Origin of the sequence: Ruicaihuangia caeni (assembly GCF_029952955.1) — a bacterium.
Lineage (GTDB): Bacteria > Actinomycetota > Actinomycetes > Actinomycetales > Microbacteriaceae > Ruicaihuangia > Ruicaihuangia caeni.
The window spans coordinates 295,679-312,449 of the sequence record NZ_JASATX010000001.1 but is presented as its reverse complement, the minus strand read 5'-3'; the positions used below and the strand labels follow the sequence as shown (position 1 = coordinate 312,449).

The 16,771-nt window shown below is 67.2% G+C and carries 15 protein-coding genes; 5 read left to right on the top strand and 10 right to left on the bottom strand.

The annotated features are described in order from the left end of the window. Positions 1 to 2 precede the first annotated feature (2 nt). The 9 genes from QF206_RS01400 to QF206_RS01360 all read right to left on the bottom strand — a co-directional run bounded on the left by QF206_RS01400 (position 3) and on the right by QF206_RS01360 (position 11,259). Positions 3 to 1,220, bottom strand: coding sequence for an MFS transporter (locus QF206_RS01400; RefSeq protein WP_281487413.1), 1,218 nt, complete (start codon positions 1,218 to 1,220; stop codon positions 3 to 5). Beyond that, positions 1,207 to 2,784 carry a zinc-binding metallopeptidase family protein gene (locus QF206_RS01395; protein ID WP_281487412.1) on the bottom strand — a complete coding sequence of 526 codons (1,578 nt, stop codon included), beginning with the start codon at positions 2,782 to 2,784 and terminating at the stop codon, positions 1,207 to 1,209. Before QF206_RS01395 ends, QF206_RS01400 begins: the two co-directional genes overlap by 14 nt. A gap of 58 nt (positions 2,785 to 2,842) precedes the next feature. Continuing rightward, positions 2,843 to 3,982 (bottom strand): ABC transporter ATP-binding protein, encoded by a 1,140-nt coding sequence (locus QF206_RS01390; RefSeq protein ID WP_281487411.1) that lies wholly within the window; start codon positions 3,980 to 3,982, stop codon positions 2,843 to 2,845. 20 nt (positions 3,983 to 4,002) lie between these two features. Then, positions 4,003 to 4,794, bottom strand: coding sequence for an ABC transporter permease (locus QF206_RS01385; RefSeq protein ID WP_281487410.1), 792 nt, complete (start codon positions 4,792 to 4,794; stop codon positions 4,003 to 4,005). Then, positions 4,791 to 5,690: an ABC transporter permease gene (locus tag QF206_RS01380; protein ID WP_281487409.1), complete on the bottom strand. Its 900-nt coding sequence runs from the start codon at positions 5,688 to 5,690 to the stop codon at positions 4,791 to 4,793. Before QF206_RS01380 ends, QF206_RS01385 begins: the two co-directional genes overlap by 4 nt. A 107-nt stretch (positions 5,691 to 5,797) precedes the next feature. Further along, positions 5,798 to 6,859: an extracellular solute-binding protein gene (locus QF206_RS01375; RefSeq protein ID WP_281487408.1), complete on the bottom strand. Its 1,062-nt coding sequence runs from the start codon at positions 6,857 to 6,859 to the stop codon at positions 5,798 to 5,800. 77 nt (positions 6,860 to 6,936) lie between these two features. Then, positions 6,937 to 8,553 carry a thiamine pyrophosphate-binding protein gene (locus tag QF206_RS01370; protein WP_281487407.1) on the bottom strand — a complete coding sequence of 539 codons (1,617 nt, stop codon included), beginning with the start codon at positions 8,551 to 8,553 and terminating at the stop codon, positions 6,937 to 6,939. Between the two features lie 100 nt (positions 8,554 to 8,653). Continuing rightward, complete coding sequence (locus tag QF206_RS01365; protein WP_281487406.1) at positions 8,654 to 9,829, bottom strand: MFS transporter; 1,176 nt, start codon at positions 9,827 to 9,829, stop codon at positions 8,654 to 8,656. A 251-nt stretch (positions 9,830 to 10,080) separates the two neighbouring features. Further along, on the bottom strand, positions 10,081 to 11,259 hold the full coding sequence (locus QF206_RS01360) for an MFS transporter (RefSeq protein ID WP_281487405.1): 1,179 nt from the start codon (positions 11,257 to 11,259) through the stop codon (positions 10,081 to 10,083). A gap of 213 nt (positions 11,260 to 11,472) precedes the next feature. On the opposite strand from QF206_RS01360, the gene QF206_RS01355 reads away from it, so the two are divergent. The 4 genes from QF206_RS01355 to QF206_RS01340 all read left to right on the top strand — a co-directional run bounded on the left by QF206_RS01355 (position 11,473) and on the right by QF206_RS01340 (position 15,319). Beyond that, on the top strand, positions 11,473 to 12,084 hold the full coding sequence (locus QF206_RS01355) for an HDIG domain-containing metalloprotein (protein WP_281487404.1): 612 nt from the start codon (positions 11,473 to 11,475) through the stop codon (positions 12,082 to 12,084). A gap of 268 nt (positions 12,085 to 12,352) precedes the next feature. Beyond that, on the top strand, positions 12,353 to 12,973 hold the full coding sequence (locus QF206_RS01350; protein WP_281487403.1) for a hypothetical protein: 621 nt from the start codon (positions 12,353 to 12,355) through the stop codon (positions 12,971 to 12,973). Positions 12,974 to 12,980: 7 nt separating this feature from the next. Then, complete coding sequence (locus QF206_RS01345) at positions 12,981 to 14,288, top strand: MFS transporter (RefSeq protein ID WP_281487402.1); 1,308 nt, start codon at positions 12,981 to 12,983, stop codon at positions 14,286 to 14,288. A gap of 5 nt (positions 14,289 to 14,293) precedes the next feature. Continuing rightward, positions 14,294 to 15,319 carry a TolB-like translocation protein gene (locus tag QF206_RS01340; protein WP_281487401.1) on the top strand — a complete coding sequence of 342 codons (1,026 nt, stop codon included), beginning with the start codon at positions 14,294 to 14,296 and terminating at the stop codon, positions 15,317 to 15,319. On the opposite strand, the gene QF206_RS01335 is transcribed toward QF206_RS01340, so the two are convergent. Then, positions 15,279 to 15,959, bottom strand: a complete 681-nt coding sequence (locus QF206_RS01335) for a hypothetical protein (RefSeq protein WP_281487400.1) — start codon at positions 15,957 to 15,959, stop codon at positions 15,279 to 15,281. The two genes, QF206_RS01340 and QF206_RS01335, sit on opposite strands and share 41 nt — an antisense overlap. A 58-nt stretch (positions 15,960 to 16,017) precedes the next feature. On the opposite strand from QF206_RS01335, the gene QF206_RS01330 reads away from it, so the two are divergent. Beyond that, positions 16,018 to 16,770: a hypothetical protein gene (locus QF206_RS01330; protein WP_281487399.1), complete on the top strand. Its 753-nt coding sequence runs from the start codon at positions 16,018 to 16,020 to the stop codon at positions 16,768 to 16,770. Position 16,771 lies beyond the last annotated feature (1 nt).

Below are 16,771 nucleotides of genomic sequence, written 5' to 3'. Positions count from 1 at the left end.
GTTCAGCGCCGAGCAGAGTTCAGCGCCGCGGCACCCGCGCTCAGCATCAGGCCCCCGATACCGGCGATGGCGACAGCCAGAGCGAGCAGCGCCGCCGTCACTCCCACGAGGTCGAGGACGACCCCGAACACGAGCGGCAACCCAAGCAACGCGAAGCCAGCGGGGAGCTGACTTGCAGCAAGTCGCGCACCGAAGGATCCGGCATCCGCACCGTGCGTGGCGAGCAGGTTCGTGGTCGCGATCCCGGCACCGACGATGAACCCGTGCAGTAGGAACGCGGGGATATACAGCCCCTCGACGTGCGGCGCGAACGCGAGAATCGCCAACGACACGAACGCCGCAGCAGCGATCAACGTCAGCGTCGCTTGCTGGCCCACACGGCGCCGCACACGCCGGTAGAGGAGCCCTGTGACCACCGACGTCGCATCCCGCGCCACGATCAGTGCCGTCAGCATGACGGCCGCCACAGCGCTGTCTTGGCGCCGCTCGAGAACCAGCCCGACGAGAGAATTGCTGACAAGCAGTGACATCAGGATCACCACGTTCAAGTACGCCGACGCGCGCACGCGCGGGTCACGGAGCGCCTCCAGCAGGACACGCGGAGAGTCGCGCAGCATCCACCGCCGGGGCGATCCGCCGCTTGAGGGTGCGCGCAGCATCCAGATGATGGCCGCCCACAGCAGCATCGCGAACGTGATCACCCCATAGACCAGGCCCCAGAGCCCGGCGGCGAGCGCCGAAGACAACGCCGCGATCGCGACAGCCGACCCCAGCCGCTGGCTTGCGCCATTGAGCCCTTGCAGCAGCGTCGCATCACCACGCAGCCCTGCGAGCTGCGCCAGCAGCGACACGGTCGCTGCAACCCGAGCGATGCCGAATACCAGCACCGCGACTACCAGCAGAAGTTCGAGACCCTGCTCACTACTGATCCAGGTTGCCGCTGCCGCTATGGCCATGAGCACGCCGGAGACGAGCATGAGGGCTCGGCGCAGGCGCGAATCGATCAGGGCGATGAACAGCGGCAGCATCAGCAGTCCTACGCCGTTCGTCAGGGCCACGAGCAGACTGACGAACCACGGATCGGTCCACCCGGCCTGCGAGACAGCTAGCGGTAGCCCCGCGGCGTACGCGGTTTCGACGCCGAACAGCAGGAAGACGCAGAACAGCGTTGCTGCACTGCGCCTTCCCGCTTCGGCATCCGTCGAACTAGATGGCCTCACCGAAGTAGTCCGTCGTGGGCAGAGTCCACTCGAAACCGCGCTTGGTCTGCACGTACTCCGGCCAGGGCAGCTCGATCGGCGCGTTGAAGTCCTTCGGCAGCAGCGGGTTCAGCAGGCGCTCATCGGCCTTGCTGCGCCGCTCGTCGAACTCGGCGGTCGCCGTCTTCAGCAGCTCCGGATCCTCGACCAACTGCACCGCGGTGCTCGCGATCGTCTGCGCACCCCGCTCCCAGCAGGGGTCGATTGCCTCGGGCACGCCGTTCATCGCGTTGTTCGCCCAGTGCCACAGGTCGATGCCCAGCTGCTTGAGGAACGGCTTGGCGGTGAAGAAGCGCACAGTCGGCGCGTGCCATGAGTACTCGGTGTAGTCGTCGGCGCCGGTGCACTCCTGCCACGGCGGCAGGTTGAAGCGGATGTCCTTGTCGGTCTCCTGCGGCGTGACCAGCGACATCGTCTCGGGCAGGAACGGGTCGTCACTGGGCTCGAAGCCCAGGTTGCGCTCGAGCTCGTTGGCGAAGTCGACGACCTTGCCCTCGAACGTGGGCGCACCGAGCTCCGAGAGGTTGTCGTACAGCGCCGTCGTGAGGGCGTGGTTCGGCAGCCCCGGGCGGGTACGGGTCACCCAGCGCATCGTCACCTCGGTGTTGGTGATGCCGGCGACGTGCTTGGCGTTGTTCTTCAGAATGCCGAGGATCTGCTCCTGGATGTCGATCAGCGGCGAGCGCCAGCTGAACTGGATCTGCGTGATGCGAGGAGCGAGATTGTCGGCGGTCGCTGTGCTCGCCCCGAGGATCGCCTCGTTCAGCGTCCACGAACCGGTCGCCGGGAACATGTTCTCGCGGGTGACCTTGGTCGTGTTGATCATCAGGCTCAGCGCGTCGATCGCACCGGGCGAGCGCACGAGGTTGTGCGAGCCGACGTTGTTGCTCTTGAACAAGGGGACGCCCCACGGCTCCTCTTCAGGGCACTGGAACGTGAAGACAGCCGACCAGTAGAGGTTGTTGGTGATATCCCAGAGCGCTGTGTTGTGCCAGAAGGGGTGGTAGCTGATGACAGCGTCGAGGCTGTCGTAGTAGCCCTTCGCAGCGTGAACGGCCTTAGAGCCGCACACCTTTTCGGCCGGCTCGCCGAACAGGTGCACCCGACCCTTCTGTCCGCTCTCCTCGAGCGCGCGCTTGGTGGCGATCGCACCGGCGAGCGCGCCGACTCCGAGCGCGGAGTGGGCATCAGTGAACCCGGGGGCCCACTGGTGCAGCCCTTCGCGAGGCTTCCGCTCAGTCGCGGCATCCTGGCAGTAGCCAGGGGTGGCGTCGTACTCGGCGTACATGCCGATCTCGGGGCCCTCGTCGCCCCAAGTGGCGTGGAACGCGGTCGGCATCCCGCCCGAGCCCTCCTCGACCTGGAACCCCTCTTCGCGCAGTCGGTTGACGTAGAGCTCGACCGAGCGGTACTCGCGCCAGGCGCTTTCCGAATAGCTCCAGATGGTTCGGTGGAACTCAGAGAGCTCGGGGCGCAGCTCTTCGACGATCTCGCTCGCGCGCCGTTGCAGTGGTGACATGGGCATGCCTGTTTGTCCTCCTAGATGTGGGTCTGAGAAATGAAGTCGTGTGTGCGCTGGCGGTTCAGCGCGGACGGGTGATGACCACGTGGTCGGGCCGCCATGACAGCTGCACGAGCTGACCCTCGTGCAGCTGCTCGTCGGCGCTGTCGAGCGAGCGCCGAACGATGAACTCGCGGCCGAGCGGCGTCTCGACGAGCACCTTCTGCGACTCTCCCGCGTAGATGAGGGCCGACACCGTTCCGACGGAGCCCTGCTCGTCGGAGTCGGCGCTGCTGAGCGAGATCGACCACGGCCGGATCACCGCGACGACACGGTCGCCCTCAGCGAAGCCGTCGGCGGCGGATGCCGTGAGTTCGACCTCGATGTCGTCGGCGCGCACGAACCAGCGCTGCTGCTCATGCACGAGCTGGCCTTCGAAGCGATTCGACTCACCGAGGAACTCGGCGGCGACCTCTGAGACCGGCGCCGAGTAGAGCGCGGCCGGCTCGTCGTACTGGATGAGCGTTCCGTCGGCGAGGAGGGCGATCTTGTCACTCATGGTGAACGCCTCTTCCTGGTCGTGGGTGACGTTGATGACCGTCAGCCCGAGTTCGCGACTGAGCTTCAGGATCTCCAGCTGCATCGCCTCGCGCAGCCGGCGGTCCAGTGCGCCGAGCGGCTCGTCCATCAGCAGCAGCCGAGGCTTCATGACGATGGCTCGAGCCAGCGCGACGCGCTGCTGTTGACCACCCGAAAGCTGCGACGGCATCCGGTCTTCAAAGTTCTCGAGCTTCACCGCTGCGAGGGCGTCGCGAGCGAGTTCCTTGCGCTTGACCTTGGGCACCTTGTGCATCTCGAGCGGGAACATGACGTTCTTCAGCACGTTCATGTGCGGAAAGAGCGCATAGTTCTGGAAGACCACACCGATCTTGCGCTTGTGCACGGGCACCGACGTGACGTCTTTGCCGTCGATCGTGATGACTCCGGCTGTCGGCTCGAGGAAGCCGGCGATCATGCGGAGCAGGGTCGTCTTGCCCGACCCGGAAGCACCGAGCAGGGTGACGAACTCTCCCGGCTCGATGTCGAGCGTCACGTCGTTCGCGACGATGTTGTCGCCGTACACCTTGCGCACGGCCTCCAGCCGCAGCGCGGCGCCCTTCGCGCGACCGCGCTCCTTGCGCTCCGCGAGGGGCATGTCAATGGTTCGAGTCGTTGCTCGCATGGGGTTCTCCTGGGTAGCGGTCACGAGGTCGCGGTCCTCTTCGACTTGCGGGCATTGAGCAGGGCGACGATGCCGAAGACGACGAGCGTCACCACAGTGAGTACCGTCGACACCGCCGAGGTGGAGGGCTCGAGTCCCTCGCGCACCTGGCTCCAGATCATCACCGGGATCGTCTTGAACCCGGGGGTCACCAAGAAGATCGCGACGACGACCTCATCCCATGACGCGATGAAGGCGAACAGTCCACCCACGAAGGCTGAGGGGAGGATCTGCGGCACTGTGATGCGCAGCAGCGTGATCGGGTAGCTCGCTCCGGAAGCACGTGCGGCCTCTTCCACTCTCGGATCGAGATTCGTCAGTGCAGCGAGCACATTGATGAACACGAAGGGGATGCCGAGAATCGAATGCGCAACCCCGAGTGCGAACACGTTGCCGTAGAAGCCGATCTGCACGAACGCGAGGTAGACGCCGATCGCGATCACGACGAGCGGAACCAGCATGGGCATCAGCGCGAACGTCGTGAGCCCCGTGCGCGGGATAGCGGTGCCTCGAGCAGCGGCCATGGCCAAGGAGATGCCGACCACCACTGCGAGCACCGCGGCGATCGCGCCGGTGATCAGGCTGTTCTGCAGGGCCTCGATCCATTGCCGCGAGGTGAGCACCTCTTCGAACCACCGGAAGGAGAATCCCTTCGGCGGGAACGTGATGATGCTGCTCTCAGTGAACGCGGTCGCCACCACGATGATCGTGGGCGCGACGAGCACGAACGCGATCACGAGGCCGAAGATCTTGATGGCTGGATTCGCTTTCATCGAGACTCACCTCCCGGTGCTCCGGTGACCCCGAGGATGCGTCCGAGGCCGATGAACCGGGTCGCGATCACGAACACCAGCAGCACGAGCGCGACGAGCACCACGGCCATCGCCGCACCCATTCCGGGTTGGAGGTACTGCTGCACCTGCAGCACGACCGATTGGCTGATGAGGATGTCGCCGGGTCCGCCGAGCAGCGCCGGCGTGATGTAGAACCCAAGCGACAGGACGAACACGAGGATTCCCCCTGCCGCGACTCCCGGTAGTGAGAGCGGCAACGTGACGCGTGTGAACACGCGCCAGGGGCTGGCACCAAGGCTCTGCGCGGCCTGCTCGACTTCCGGCTTGATGCCGCGCAGCGAGGCGTAGATCGCAAGGACTGCGTATGGGATGAGGATGTGGACCATGCCGACGAGTACCGCGAACAGATTGCGGATCAGCGGGATCGGTTCATCGATGATGCCCGTGCCCAAGAGGAACTGGTTCACGAGGCCGGTGTTGTTCAGGATCACCTGCCATGCGAAGGTGCGAACGAGCAGGCTCGTCCAGAACGACAGCAGGAGTGCTGCACCGAGCACCATGGCGAGGCGCTTGCCTGACCTTGCCATCGCGTAGGCGAGCGGATACCCGATCGCCAGTGAGAGCACGGTCACCAGGAACGCGATCTGCACGGTGCGCCAGAGTGACGCGCTGTAGAGGGGGTCTTCCACGACCGCCGCGTAGTTGGCGGGCGACGGGTCGGTCAAGCTCCGCACCACGATGAATACCAAGGGGATGCCGAAGACTGCGATGAGGTAGACGATGCCGGGCAGGCCGGCGAGCGTCCAGAAGTTGGGGCGCTCGAAGCGTCTACGTCGCGGTGCTGCAGGTGCGGTCACTACTGGTGACGAGGTCATGCCCTCTCCTTCCTTGCACTTGCGATTGAGACGCTGTGGTCTGCCGGCGCGGGCGTCTGACGCCCGCGCCGGCAGGGTTGGTGGCGGCGCCTACGCGCCGCGCCGGATCATTCGGCCTTCCAGGCCGCCCAGCGCTCGTTGACCATCTGGAGGTTCTCGGCCCACCAGTCGCCGTCGATCTTGATGGCGCGGTCATCGCCACCCAGATCGTTCATCGTGGGCAGGTCGCTCGCGACGTCCGAAGCGACCTCGGCATTCGGGTTCGGCGGACCGTACGCGATGTACTGACCGAGCGAGCCGTTGTGCTCGTTCGAGCCGATGAACTTGAGCAGCTGCATCGCCTGCTCGGTATTCGGCGCGCCCTTGGGGATCACCAGGTAGTCGGCGTACTGCACCTGGTTCGACCAGGTCATGCCGACCGGCTGGCCCTCTTCGGCCGCGATCTTGACGCGCCCGTTGTAGCAGTTGCCGAACGCGGCTTCACCCGTGGCGACCAGCGTCGTGCACTCGCCGAAGTCGTTGTACAGGATCAGGTGGTCCTTGATCGTGTCGAGCTTCGCGAGTGCTCGGTCGACGTCGAGCGGGTAGAGCTCATCGATCGGCACCCCGTCTTGGATCAGTGCCAGGTCGAGCAGGCCCTGCAGGCCACCGCCGGCGTCGCGACCGAAGACGGCGCGCTTGCCCGGGTAGTTCTCGACGTCGAAGAACGCTGCCCACGAGTCGGGCTCGTTGCCGGCGAACATCTCGGTGTTGTAGGCGAGCACGACCGAGAACACGAGAGCCGGCATGCCGTACTTCTCGACCGGGAACAGGCCGTCGAAGTCGTCGCAGGCGACGACGTCGCAGTCGATCTCGGTGAGGAGCTCGCCATTGGTCTTCACCCCGATGTCTTCGCCGACCTGAGCGATGTCCCAGATCACCTGGCCCGACTCGACCATCTGCTGGATCTTCGCGTAGTCGGCCGGTGAGTCGGGGATGACGCGGATGCCGGTCTCCTCCTCGAACGGGTCATACCAGGCGTTGGTGAACGCTTCCTCGCTCACACCGCCGTAGCCGGCGAAGGTGACACTCCCGCCGTCGCTGTCGCCGCCAGGCGACGAAGAACATCCCGTCACTACGAAGACGCCTGCGACGAGCGCCGCCGCATACGTCAGAGTCTTGCGCTTCACTCAGATCTCCTCTTGTTGGGTGCTGGATGGGGTTGTGGGGCTGAAAGCTTAAGTCGCTCGCCTGCGGCCACTCGCGCTCAGCTCAGGCCGGGTCCGACAGCGATCACGGTGGGCCGACCGGCCGTGAGCGCTTCCTTGACGGCCTGGGCGAGCTCGTGGCGCGATGACGGGGCGGCGAACGCCGCGCCGAACGCATCCGCGAGCGACGAGAGGCGAGGCGCCTCGATGTCGACCGCCAGTCTTGGGATGTCGGCGGCGTCCATCTCGTCTCGGATCTCGGCGAAGCCGCCGTTGTCGAAGACGATGATGGGGAGGCTCAGTCCGAGCTCGCTGGCAGTGGCGAGTTCCTGCACGCTGAACATGAAGGCTCCGTCGCCGAGCAGGCACGTCACAGCCCGGTCGCGGTTGGCGAGCTTCGCACCGATCGCCGCCGGCAATCCGTATCCGAGCGTCGCGTAGCCGCTCGGATACATCACCTGATCAGGCTCGATCGCAGACCAGAGGAGCGCGGTGCCCATGTAGCTCACCTGCGAGCTGTCGCCCGTGATGATCGCGTCTTCCGGCAGGGCCGCTTCCAGTGCGTCGTGCACCGCGACGAATGGTGCGCTGATCTCCGCGGCTTCGGCCGACGCTCTCGAGCGAAGTTCAGCGATCATGGTCGAACGGTCGACAGGCTCCGAGCCGCTCGACAGAGCGGTGGTGGCGGCCATCGCGAACTGGGCTATGTCGGCGAGCACCGGCAGGTGCGCACGAACGTTCTTGTGCAGTTGGTCGCGGTCGACATCGACGCGCACGACGGTGCCAGAGGGCCGCAAGGGCATTGCACCGAGCTCAGCATCCGACACCTCTGTGCCCAGCAGCACCAGCAGGTCGGCGCCTTCCATCAACTCGCGAGACGAAGCCAGTCCGAACACGCTGCCGAGCGAGAGCGGATCATCGTCACGCAGTACGCCCTTGGCTCGCGCGGTAGCGATCACCGGGGCGCCGATTGCAGCACACAGTTCGCGCACCGCATTGTGCCCGCGCACACATCCGCCGCCCACGACCACCACGGGGTTCTTGGATTCCGCGACCGCTTCGCAGAAATCACGCACGTCAGCGGCAGCAGGTTGCGGCATCCGCACTGAGGGCCGAGGCGTGACCTCGGCTGCGACTCCGCGTTCGAGCAGCACGTCGTGAGGCACTTCAACGACCACTGGGCGCGCCCGACCGCAACTCCAGTCGCTGAAAGCCTTGTTGATGAGGTCGGCGGCGTCCTGGGCACTGTTCGCGGTCTCGGCCCACTCCGACACGGCATCCATGGCCGCGCGCTGATCCTTCACCTCGTGCATCCAGCCGATGTTGCGGCGCACCGCTCCCCTCGGCGCCGACGGCGTGACCACCATGATGGGCACCCCATCGGCGTAGGCACTCGCTACGGCAGCAGCGGCGTTGAGGATTCCGGGTCCGCTCGTGGTGACGACGCCAGCGACGCGGCCGCTCGCCCGGAAGTACCCATCTGCGGCATACGCCGCCCCCTGCTCATGGCGGGTGACGACGTGCTGAATCGGAGACGCCGCGAGGTAGCGGTAGATCTCGAGGTTGTGCGTGCCGGGGATGCCGAACACGGTCGTCACGCCGTGCTCCTCGAGCGCACGAACCACCGCGTGCCCACCAGTGACCTGAGTGACCTGACCGTCTACGACTCGCTCCATGTTCTCCTCCAACATCGCTCGAAACGCTATGTCGGCGGGTCAGGCGCGGGCGATGTCTGTTGGGACAGAGTTTCGAACCGGCCGCTGGCGGCTCAGACAGTCACCGCTCAAGGCCGCGGCGCAGAACCGGAGCCGCGGTTGCGATCGCCACGGCGATGGCCATCGAACCGATCGAGGCCCAGAGCGCTGCATGAGCACTGACCGATTCGACGAGTGCACCGGCGAGAGCGGTACCCACAGCGAGACCGATCAGCTGTCCCGAATGCGACAGGGAGTAGGTCAAGGCCGTGCGGTCATCGGGAACGCGAGTGGCGATGATCGTATGCAGCCCCGCGAAGGCAGGCGCGACGCCGACGCCGGAGATGAACAGCGCGATCACCAGCCAGATCACATTGTCGGAGAAGGTGGCGGCGACCAGGCCGCTCAGCGCCAGTCCGAGGCGCAAGGGCAGCGCCCCCGATCGCAATGGCCGTTTGCCGATCAAGATGCCGCCCACGAGCGAGCCGACCGAGATCGCGGCGAGCGCGATCCCCGCTGCTGGATTGTCGTACCCGAAATGCGCAACTACGAATAGCTCGATCGTCCCGCCCGTGCCGACGAGGAAGAAGCCGACCGCGATCAGGATGGCCACGAGCCGCAGATCGAGGTGGCCCTTTACGGTTGATCGGGACGCCATGGCGATCCCGTGCAGGTTGCCGTAGCGCCGTGTGGCAGGCAGCGCGGCGAACACGCTGACGCCGGCGAGCAGCACGCCGGCCGCGATCAGCAACGCTGCTGACGGGCCGACCAGCCACGCTGCCGACGTGGCCACGAGCGGTCCGACGATCCAGATGAACTCCTGCGCGATTGCGTCGACCGCGAAGACCGGCTCGAGCTTCGCTCTGCCGACGATGCGGGGGTACATCGACCGGGCGAGCGGCGTCACCGGTGGGAAGGTGAATCCCGCGACCGCGGCGAGGATCAATGCTCCAGGCGCGCTCGGCGTGAGCGTCACCAGCGCAGCGAGCGCACCGGCGCTGACGATCGCGTAGGTCCCGAGTACCGGGGCGGTGCCGATCAGGCTCAGCAGGCGCGCTGCGAGCGGGCTTCCGATCGCGTAAGCGATGTTGTAGGCCGCGACCAGCATCCCGCCGATGGCATAGGAGCCGAGCACGCCCTCACCGAAGAAGACGAGCCCGAGGTTCAGCATGCCCGACGGGGCACGTGACACGAGCTGCCAGATGAGGACTGACCACGCGCGCCGGTCGAACGCGAACTCGCGCCCTCCGCCGCTCAACTACCGGACCTGGGGCACACATACGCGATCATGTGACCTGATACTGCCGCGGGGGCCGACGGACGCGCCAGGAGAAGCAACGAGGTCTGTCTGATCGGACAGCGCAGGCATCAGGGCCTGTCTGGCACGACAAGGCTGCCGTCGGAAGCACGCGTTAAACGACGCAGGCGACCGGCTCTTACGTGGAACCCACGTCCGAATCATCCAGGAGGATCGGCGATTCGCCTGGCCATGGCGCCGAGAGCAAAGCGCTAGTCGCGACCGGCGCCGAGACCGCGCCGCAACGAGGGCACAATGAGCGCCAGCAGCACAGCGACGACCGAGGACGCGACGGCCGACCAGATGACGAGCGCCGAGCCTGAGAGGTCGACCATGGCACCCGCGACTGCCGTGCCGATCGCGAGTCCGACGAGCTGACCGGAGTGGGTGACTGCGTAGGCCACGGCGTGGTGTCGGTTCGGCAATCGCAGCGCGATGATCGTGTTGAAGGCGGCGAAAGTAGGGGCGAGCCCCATTCCGAGCACGAAGAACGCGATCAGCATCCAGACCAAGCCGTCGGTGAGCCCGGCCAGCAGGGCGCCCGCCAGCACCATCGAGAGACGGATGGCGACAGAGCCGCGGCCGAGCCTGCGCTTGGCGATCGTGATGCCTGCGACCAGTGATCCGGTCGCGGCCGCCGCCAGCACGAACCCTGTCTCCGGGCCTGAGTAGCCGAGTTCCGCCACGACGAAGAGCTCCGACATGGCGCTCGCTGTGACGAGGAAGAATCCTGTGGCGATGAGGGCGGTGAGCACAGCGAGGCTGGCGCCGATCGCAGGCGCGGAGCCAGCGGCATCCGCCCGAATTCGTAGATTGCCGAACTCGCGCGTCGCGGGCAGGAACGAGAACACCACGGCACCGATCACGAGCATGATCGCCGCTGCCAGCAGGGCGGTCGAGGGCCCGAGAAGCCATGCCGCCGCGGTCGCGATGAGCGGGCCGACGATCCAGATGAACTCCTGCGCCACGGCGTCGATGGCGTAGACCGGCTCGAGCCGGGCGTTGCCGACGATGCGTGGGTACATCGAGCGAGCGAGGGGCGTGACGGGAGGGAACGTCAACCCGGCCAGGGTTGCCAGCGCCACCGCCGCCGCGGGCGCCGGCTGCACGACCGCCATCGCGGCGAGCGCTCCCCCGCTGATCGCCGCATAGGTCAGCAGCACGGGCGCGGTGCCGATCGCGCCGAGCAAGCGTGCACCGAGTGGACTGCCGATCGCGTAGGCGATGTTGTAGGCCGCGACCAGCAGCCCGCCGATCGCGAACGAGCCGAGCACGCCCTCACCGAAGAAGACGAAGCCCAGATTGACCATGCCCGACGGCGAGCGCGAGACGAGTTGCCAGAACAAGACCGCCCACGCGCGCCGGTCGAAGGCGAACGACGACTCGCGCACTAGGAAGGGCGATTCGGATGCCGGCGGCGAACACTCATGCGCTAAGCCTGCCTGTTCGGGGCCCTCACGTGCGCGCGCGACACCGATGCACTTCACCCGCCGCCGACCATGCCGCGTCATCAGGCGCCCAAGAGCATCGCGTTCCCAACAACATCGCGTTCCCAACCTCGCGTTCCCAACAGCGGGGTACCGTGCACCCATGGAGGGCAGAACGTGACGGCCGACTTTGATTGGCGCTGGTTCGAGGAGCACGCGCAACGCACGACCGATTGGCCTTCGCTGCTCGATCGCGCGGCGGCCGACGGACTGCTGGAGGTGCATCCAGAGCTCGATCTCCGCCGTGTGCCGCAAGATCCCCGCTGGCATCCCGAGGGCACTGTGTGGGTGCATCTGGGACTGGCGGCGCAGGCAGCCGCGGAGGCCTGCGATCGCGATGCTGTCGCAGGCGATGATCGCACCGTCGCGGTGCTCGGCGCGCTATTCCACGACCTGGGCAAGGCGACTCACACCTTCGTCAGCCCCGACGGCCGCATCCGCTCGCTCGGTCATGCGGAAGCGGGTGTCGCCCCGGCCACAGCGGTCCTCGAACGTGCGGGGGCGCCGCGCGGGATCACCGCACGCATCACCCCCTGCATCCGCGAGCACATGGTGCACTACTCGGTGCGGGGTGAGCCGAGCGCAAAGACCGTGCAGCGACTCATCCGCAGACTCCGTCCCGCGAGCCTCGAGGATTGGGCCCGCATCGTCGCAGCCGACAGCGCCGGGCGCGGCCCGGGTTCACGGCCGTCGCCGGCGACAGCGTGGCTCGCTGCGGCGGGTCGGTGAGCAGAACGGGCGAGCCGGTGAGCACTACGCGCGGGCTGATGCGGAGCGCGCCACGCTTCGTGACAGACAGGTCTAGTGCTGCAGCACCCTGCGGGCCTATGCTGGCGCAACAACGAGTCTCGACGTCGAACTCGTAGTACCCGACCACGCGGCGCCGAGGCAACAACCGAGAACGGGAACCCGAGCCCGCGATCGTTGGTGGAGCGCCGCTATGGTGCCCCGCCCGGCGCGCCACCCGACACACGGCCTGGGCTTCCGAGGGAGCCTCATGGGCGCGAAGGTCAAGGCAGAGTCCGCCGGTCGACGCTGGGCGCGATGGTCACTCATCGCCGGCGCGGCGGTAATCGTGATCGCGCTCGCCGCGGTCTCGGCGATCGCCCTGCGCGGCGGCGCACCCGGCGAGCAGGGGGAAGCAGCGGCCGGGCCGACCCCGACGGCTGTCGAATCGCCAGGGGCAGAGGGTCCGCCCGCCGACGAGAACGCGACCCCTGCTCCGACGGGGCTGCCGCTGCCTTCGCCTGGACCAGCGCTCGTCTCGCTGCCGTTGCCTCCTGCCGCGCACGCCTCAGGCGACTTCGCGAAAGGATTCCCGAGCGGCGTCATCGACCTTCCGCCCGAGTCGGCGATCACGAGCACCTCTCTCGCCTCCGAGGGCCCGCGTCTCCAGGCGGGGCTCGTGGGCACCTCGCGCTCGGCACCTGAAGCAGTGCTCGAGCACTACCGCAAGCAGTTCGCCGACCTGGGCCTCTCTTCCCGCGAGGGCACGACGGCCCCCGACTCGACGAGCATGGTCTTCAACGCCGGAGAGAACACCATCACGGTGACGGTCGCGGCCTCAGAGAACGGCACGGAGTTCAGCGTGCTCGGCATCCTGATGGCAGCGGAGTGACCGCCGCATGTACATCTCACTGCGAAACACCCCCGGGCCAACGACAGGGAGGAATCGCGGGAGGAATCGCGGCCGTGTCTCGTCGATCGTCATCACCCTCGGCATCGTCAGCCTGCTGACCGATGTCGCGTCGGAGTCGGTGTCGGCGATCCTGCCCATCTACATCACCGCCGCCATCGGCCTCTCGACCGTCGCATATGGGTTCATCGACGGGCTCTACCAGGGCGTGAGCGCGCTCGTCCGCATCGGCGGCGGCTGGGTGGCTGACCGCCAGCAGCAGCCGAAGTGGGTCGCCTTCTTCGGCTACGGCATCTCGGCGGTGGCGCGCGGCGGCTTGCTGATCGCCACGGGCTTCGGCGCGCTCACTGCAGTGGTCACGCTCGACCGCATCGGCAAGGGCGTGCGCACGGCGCCACGCGACGCGATGATCGCGGCTGCATCTGAGGAGGCGTCACTCGGGCGATCGTTCGGGGTGCATCGGATGCTGGATACCGTCGGCGCGGCGCTCGGTCCGCTGCTCGCCTTCGTCATCCTGTTCGTGATCCCTCACGGCTACACGGCGGTCTTCGCCGTGTCGCTCGCCTTCGCTCTCGCGGGCCTCGCCGTGCTCGGTCTCATGGTGCCCGACATGCGTTCCGCGCCGCGGGCGGCAGCAGCGCGAACCACGGCGGCAAGCACCGCACAGGAGTCAACGGCAGCCGCGCCACGCTTCCGCTGGCGTCAGCTCAATGACCCGGCGCTGCGGAGGCTGCTCATCGCTGCGGGCCTCTTCGGACTGCTCACCATCGGCGACGGATTCATCTACCTGGTGCTGCAATCGCGCGATGCCTTCGCGACCGAGTGGTTCCCGCTCCTGTACGTCGGCACCAACATCACCTTCCTCGCGTTCGCCGTACCGGCCGGCCGGATCGCCGACCGATTCGGCCGCGCCCGCATGTTCGTGATCGGCCACCTGGTGCTCCTCGGCGCCTACGTCGTCGCCGCGCTGCCAGCGACGGGGCCCGTGCCGACGGTCGCGTGCCTCCTGCTGCTGGGGGCGTTCTACGCCTCGACCGACGGGATCCTCGCTGCGCTCGCCGCCCAGCACACACCGCCCACGGCACGTGCGACGGGAATCGCCGCCGCCCAGACGGTCGTCGCGCTCACTCGTCTCGTGGCGTCGACCGGGTTCGGGCTGCTCTGGTTCATGCTGGGGCGGGAAACGGCCATGGTGATCGCGGCAGGAGCGCTCGCACTGGTGCTTCCCGCAGTGGCAGCGCTGCTCTGGGCGCCGCCACACGCGCCGCATGACGACGCGGCAGGTGCTGCGGAATGAGCAGGATGAGCGAGCACGAGGTCATACCCGTTTCGATGGCTCGCCGCCGCATCGCTGCGGCGATCATCGCGATGCTCGTGCTCGCCACCGCTGCGGTGCTCGTGGTGCAGTGGGCGCAGGCGAAGCAGGCGCCGTCAGCCAGCGGCGTGGAGACGGCATCGCCACCCGCGCTGGCCGGTCCGCGAATCGTGTTCCGCAACACGGCCATCGGTGACTCGTACGGGCTCGTCGCGGCGGTGCCGCTGCAGGACCCCGGCGCAAAGCGCACGCTGAGCGCCCTGGCGTGCGACCGCGTCGACGCCTCGCCGACTCGCACGGTGTGCCTTCGCACCGTGCGCGGCGTTCTCTCGAAGTTCGAAGCGGTCGAGCTCGGCGCAGACGGTTCGGTGCGCCAACGCGCGCTCCCCGGCATCCCGAGCCGCACCCGCATCTCGCCCGACGAACGACTCGTAGCCACCACCTCGTTCGTGAGCGGGCACTCCTACGCGACGATCGGCTTTTCCACGGAGACGGTCATCACGGATGCCGAAGGCGCGAGCTCCGGAAACCTCGAAGACTTCACGCTGCTGATCGACGGCGCGCGCATCACCGCCGCAGACCGGAACATCTGGGGCGTCACCTTCACCGACGACGGACGCACGTTCTACGCCACCGCGGCGACGGGCGGCCGCAACTGGCTCGTGCACGGAGACCTCGAAGCGCGAACGCTCACGGCCATCAGAGAAGGAGTCGAATGCCCATCCCTCTCCCCCGACGGCACCCGCATCGGCTTCAAGTCGGTGTCGACCGACGACGCAGCAGCCTGGGGCGTCTCAGTGCTCGACCTCGTCGATGGCACGGTCGTCGAACTGCCGATCGAAGGCAGTGTCGATGACCAGGTGGCGTGGCTCGACGATGAGACACTGCTCTACGGGATGCCACGCGAAGGCGAGCCCGGAGACTCCGACATCTGGGCGGTCGCTGCCGATGGCGGCAGCGCGCCCCGCATCCTCATCGAGCACGGCTGGTCGCCGGCTGTGGTTCGGAGGTGACGTCATGACCTCGACGCAAGCGACGGTCCAACAGCACCGCTCCCACGCAGCCTGCCGCAACACCGAGCACCATGATCGCGCCCACCGCGCGGATGGAGCTTCCCTTGGCATAGCGGATGCCGCTCGTCTCATCGGAGACCACCACCTGGATGCGCCGATCTTCGGCGACGCCGGCGTCGAGTTGCCGCTGCTCGGCGATGCGCTGCACCTCGGTCACCGCTTCGTTCAGTCGCTCGACTGCGAGCTCGCGGGAGGGGTCGATCGACTCGACCATCAACGCTGCGTCTCGGAAGCTGCTGCTCCACTGCCCGCCGGCGTTCGGCAAGGTGACTCGTACGCCGGTTCGTGCGCCAGTGCCGTAGAGCGGCGCGTCGACGGAGGCGAAGTCGGGCGGCTGATGGTTGCCGGTGTACTCGCGCTCGACGAGCGCCGCGAAGTTGATGAGGGTCTGCTCCGGGTCTCTCAGGGTGTTCTCGTCAGCCGTGGCCGCGGCGGGCGGAAGGAAGACGAGCTTCAGCCGCGCCTGGTAGACACCCTCGACCTGAACGCTGATCGCCGCGATGAGGCCTGCCGCGATCAACGCCGCGGCGAGCACGTACCAGCGCCTGCCGAGGCTGCGCAACAAACCGGCGAGTGTCACGTGGCCCTCCTCGGCCTAGGATACGGTGCAACGCCCACAACCCGAGAGGGTGACGCCGATGTATCTGCGTGATCTGCTGATCGGCATGGGTCGGCGCTGGTACGTGACCGTCGTCGGCTTGTTGCTCACGGGCGCCGCGGCATGGGCGGTCTTCGGCGCGGTACCGATCACCTACACGGCGAGCCTGAGCGTGCTGCTCATGCCGCCGGAGGATACGACCGCCGAGATCCGCAACCCCTATCTGAATCTCGAGGGCATGGCGTCGGCGCGCGATGTGCTCACGCGGCGCGTCGACGCGGATGTGGTGCGAGTGCCCGTCGAGAAGGCGTTCCCCGACGGCGAGTACATCGTGTATTCGGACATGTCGACCGGTGGGCCGATGGTCGTGGGAGAAGTGCGCGATCGCACCGAGCGAGGCGCCATGCAACTGCTGGAGCGCATCCGCTCCGAGCTTCACTCGTCGATCGACATCATGCAGGCTGAAATCGGTGTGCCGCCCGTCTCGCGAATGACGCTCACCGATGTCGCGATCGATCAAGCGAGCGAGCCCGATTTCACCGCGCGCTACCAGTGGACGCTCGCGGTCGTCGGCGCCGGCATCGTGCTCACCGCCCTGCTCGCGGGCTTCATCGACGGACTCGTGCTCTCGCGCCGTGCCAAGCGTGAGGCGCGAGCGTCGGACGCCGCGGGCATCGAGGAAGTCGAAGAGCATGATGCCGCAGCCGGCTCGCATGTCGTGGCCGATGGTGCGCCCGAGACCTCGACCAAGGCGGACGCGGGGCGCGCGCTCGACCGCGAACTCACCAAGTAGG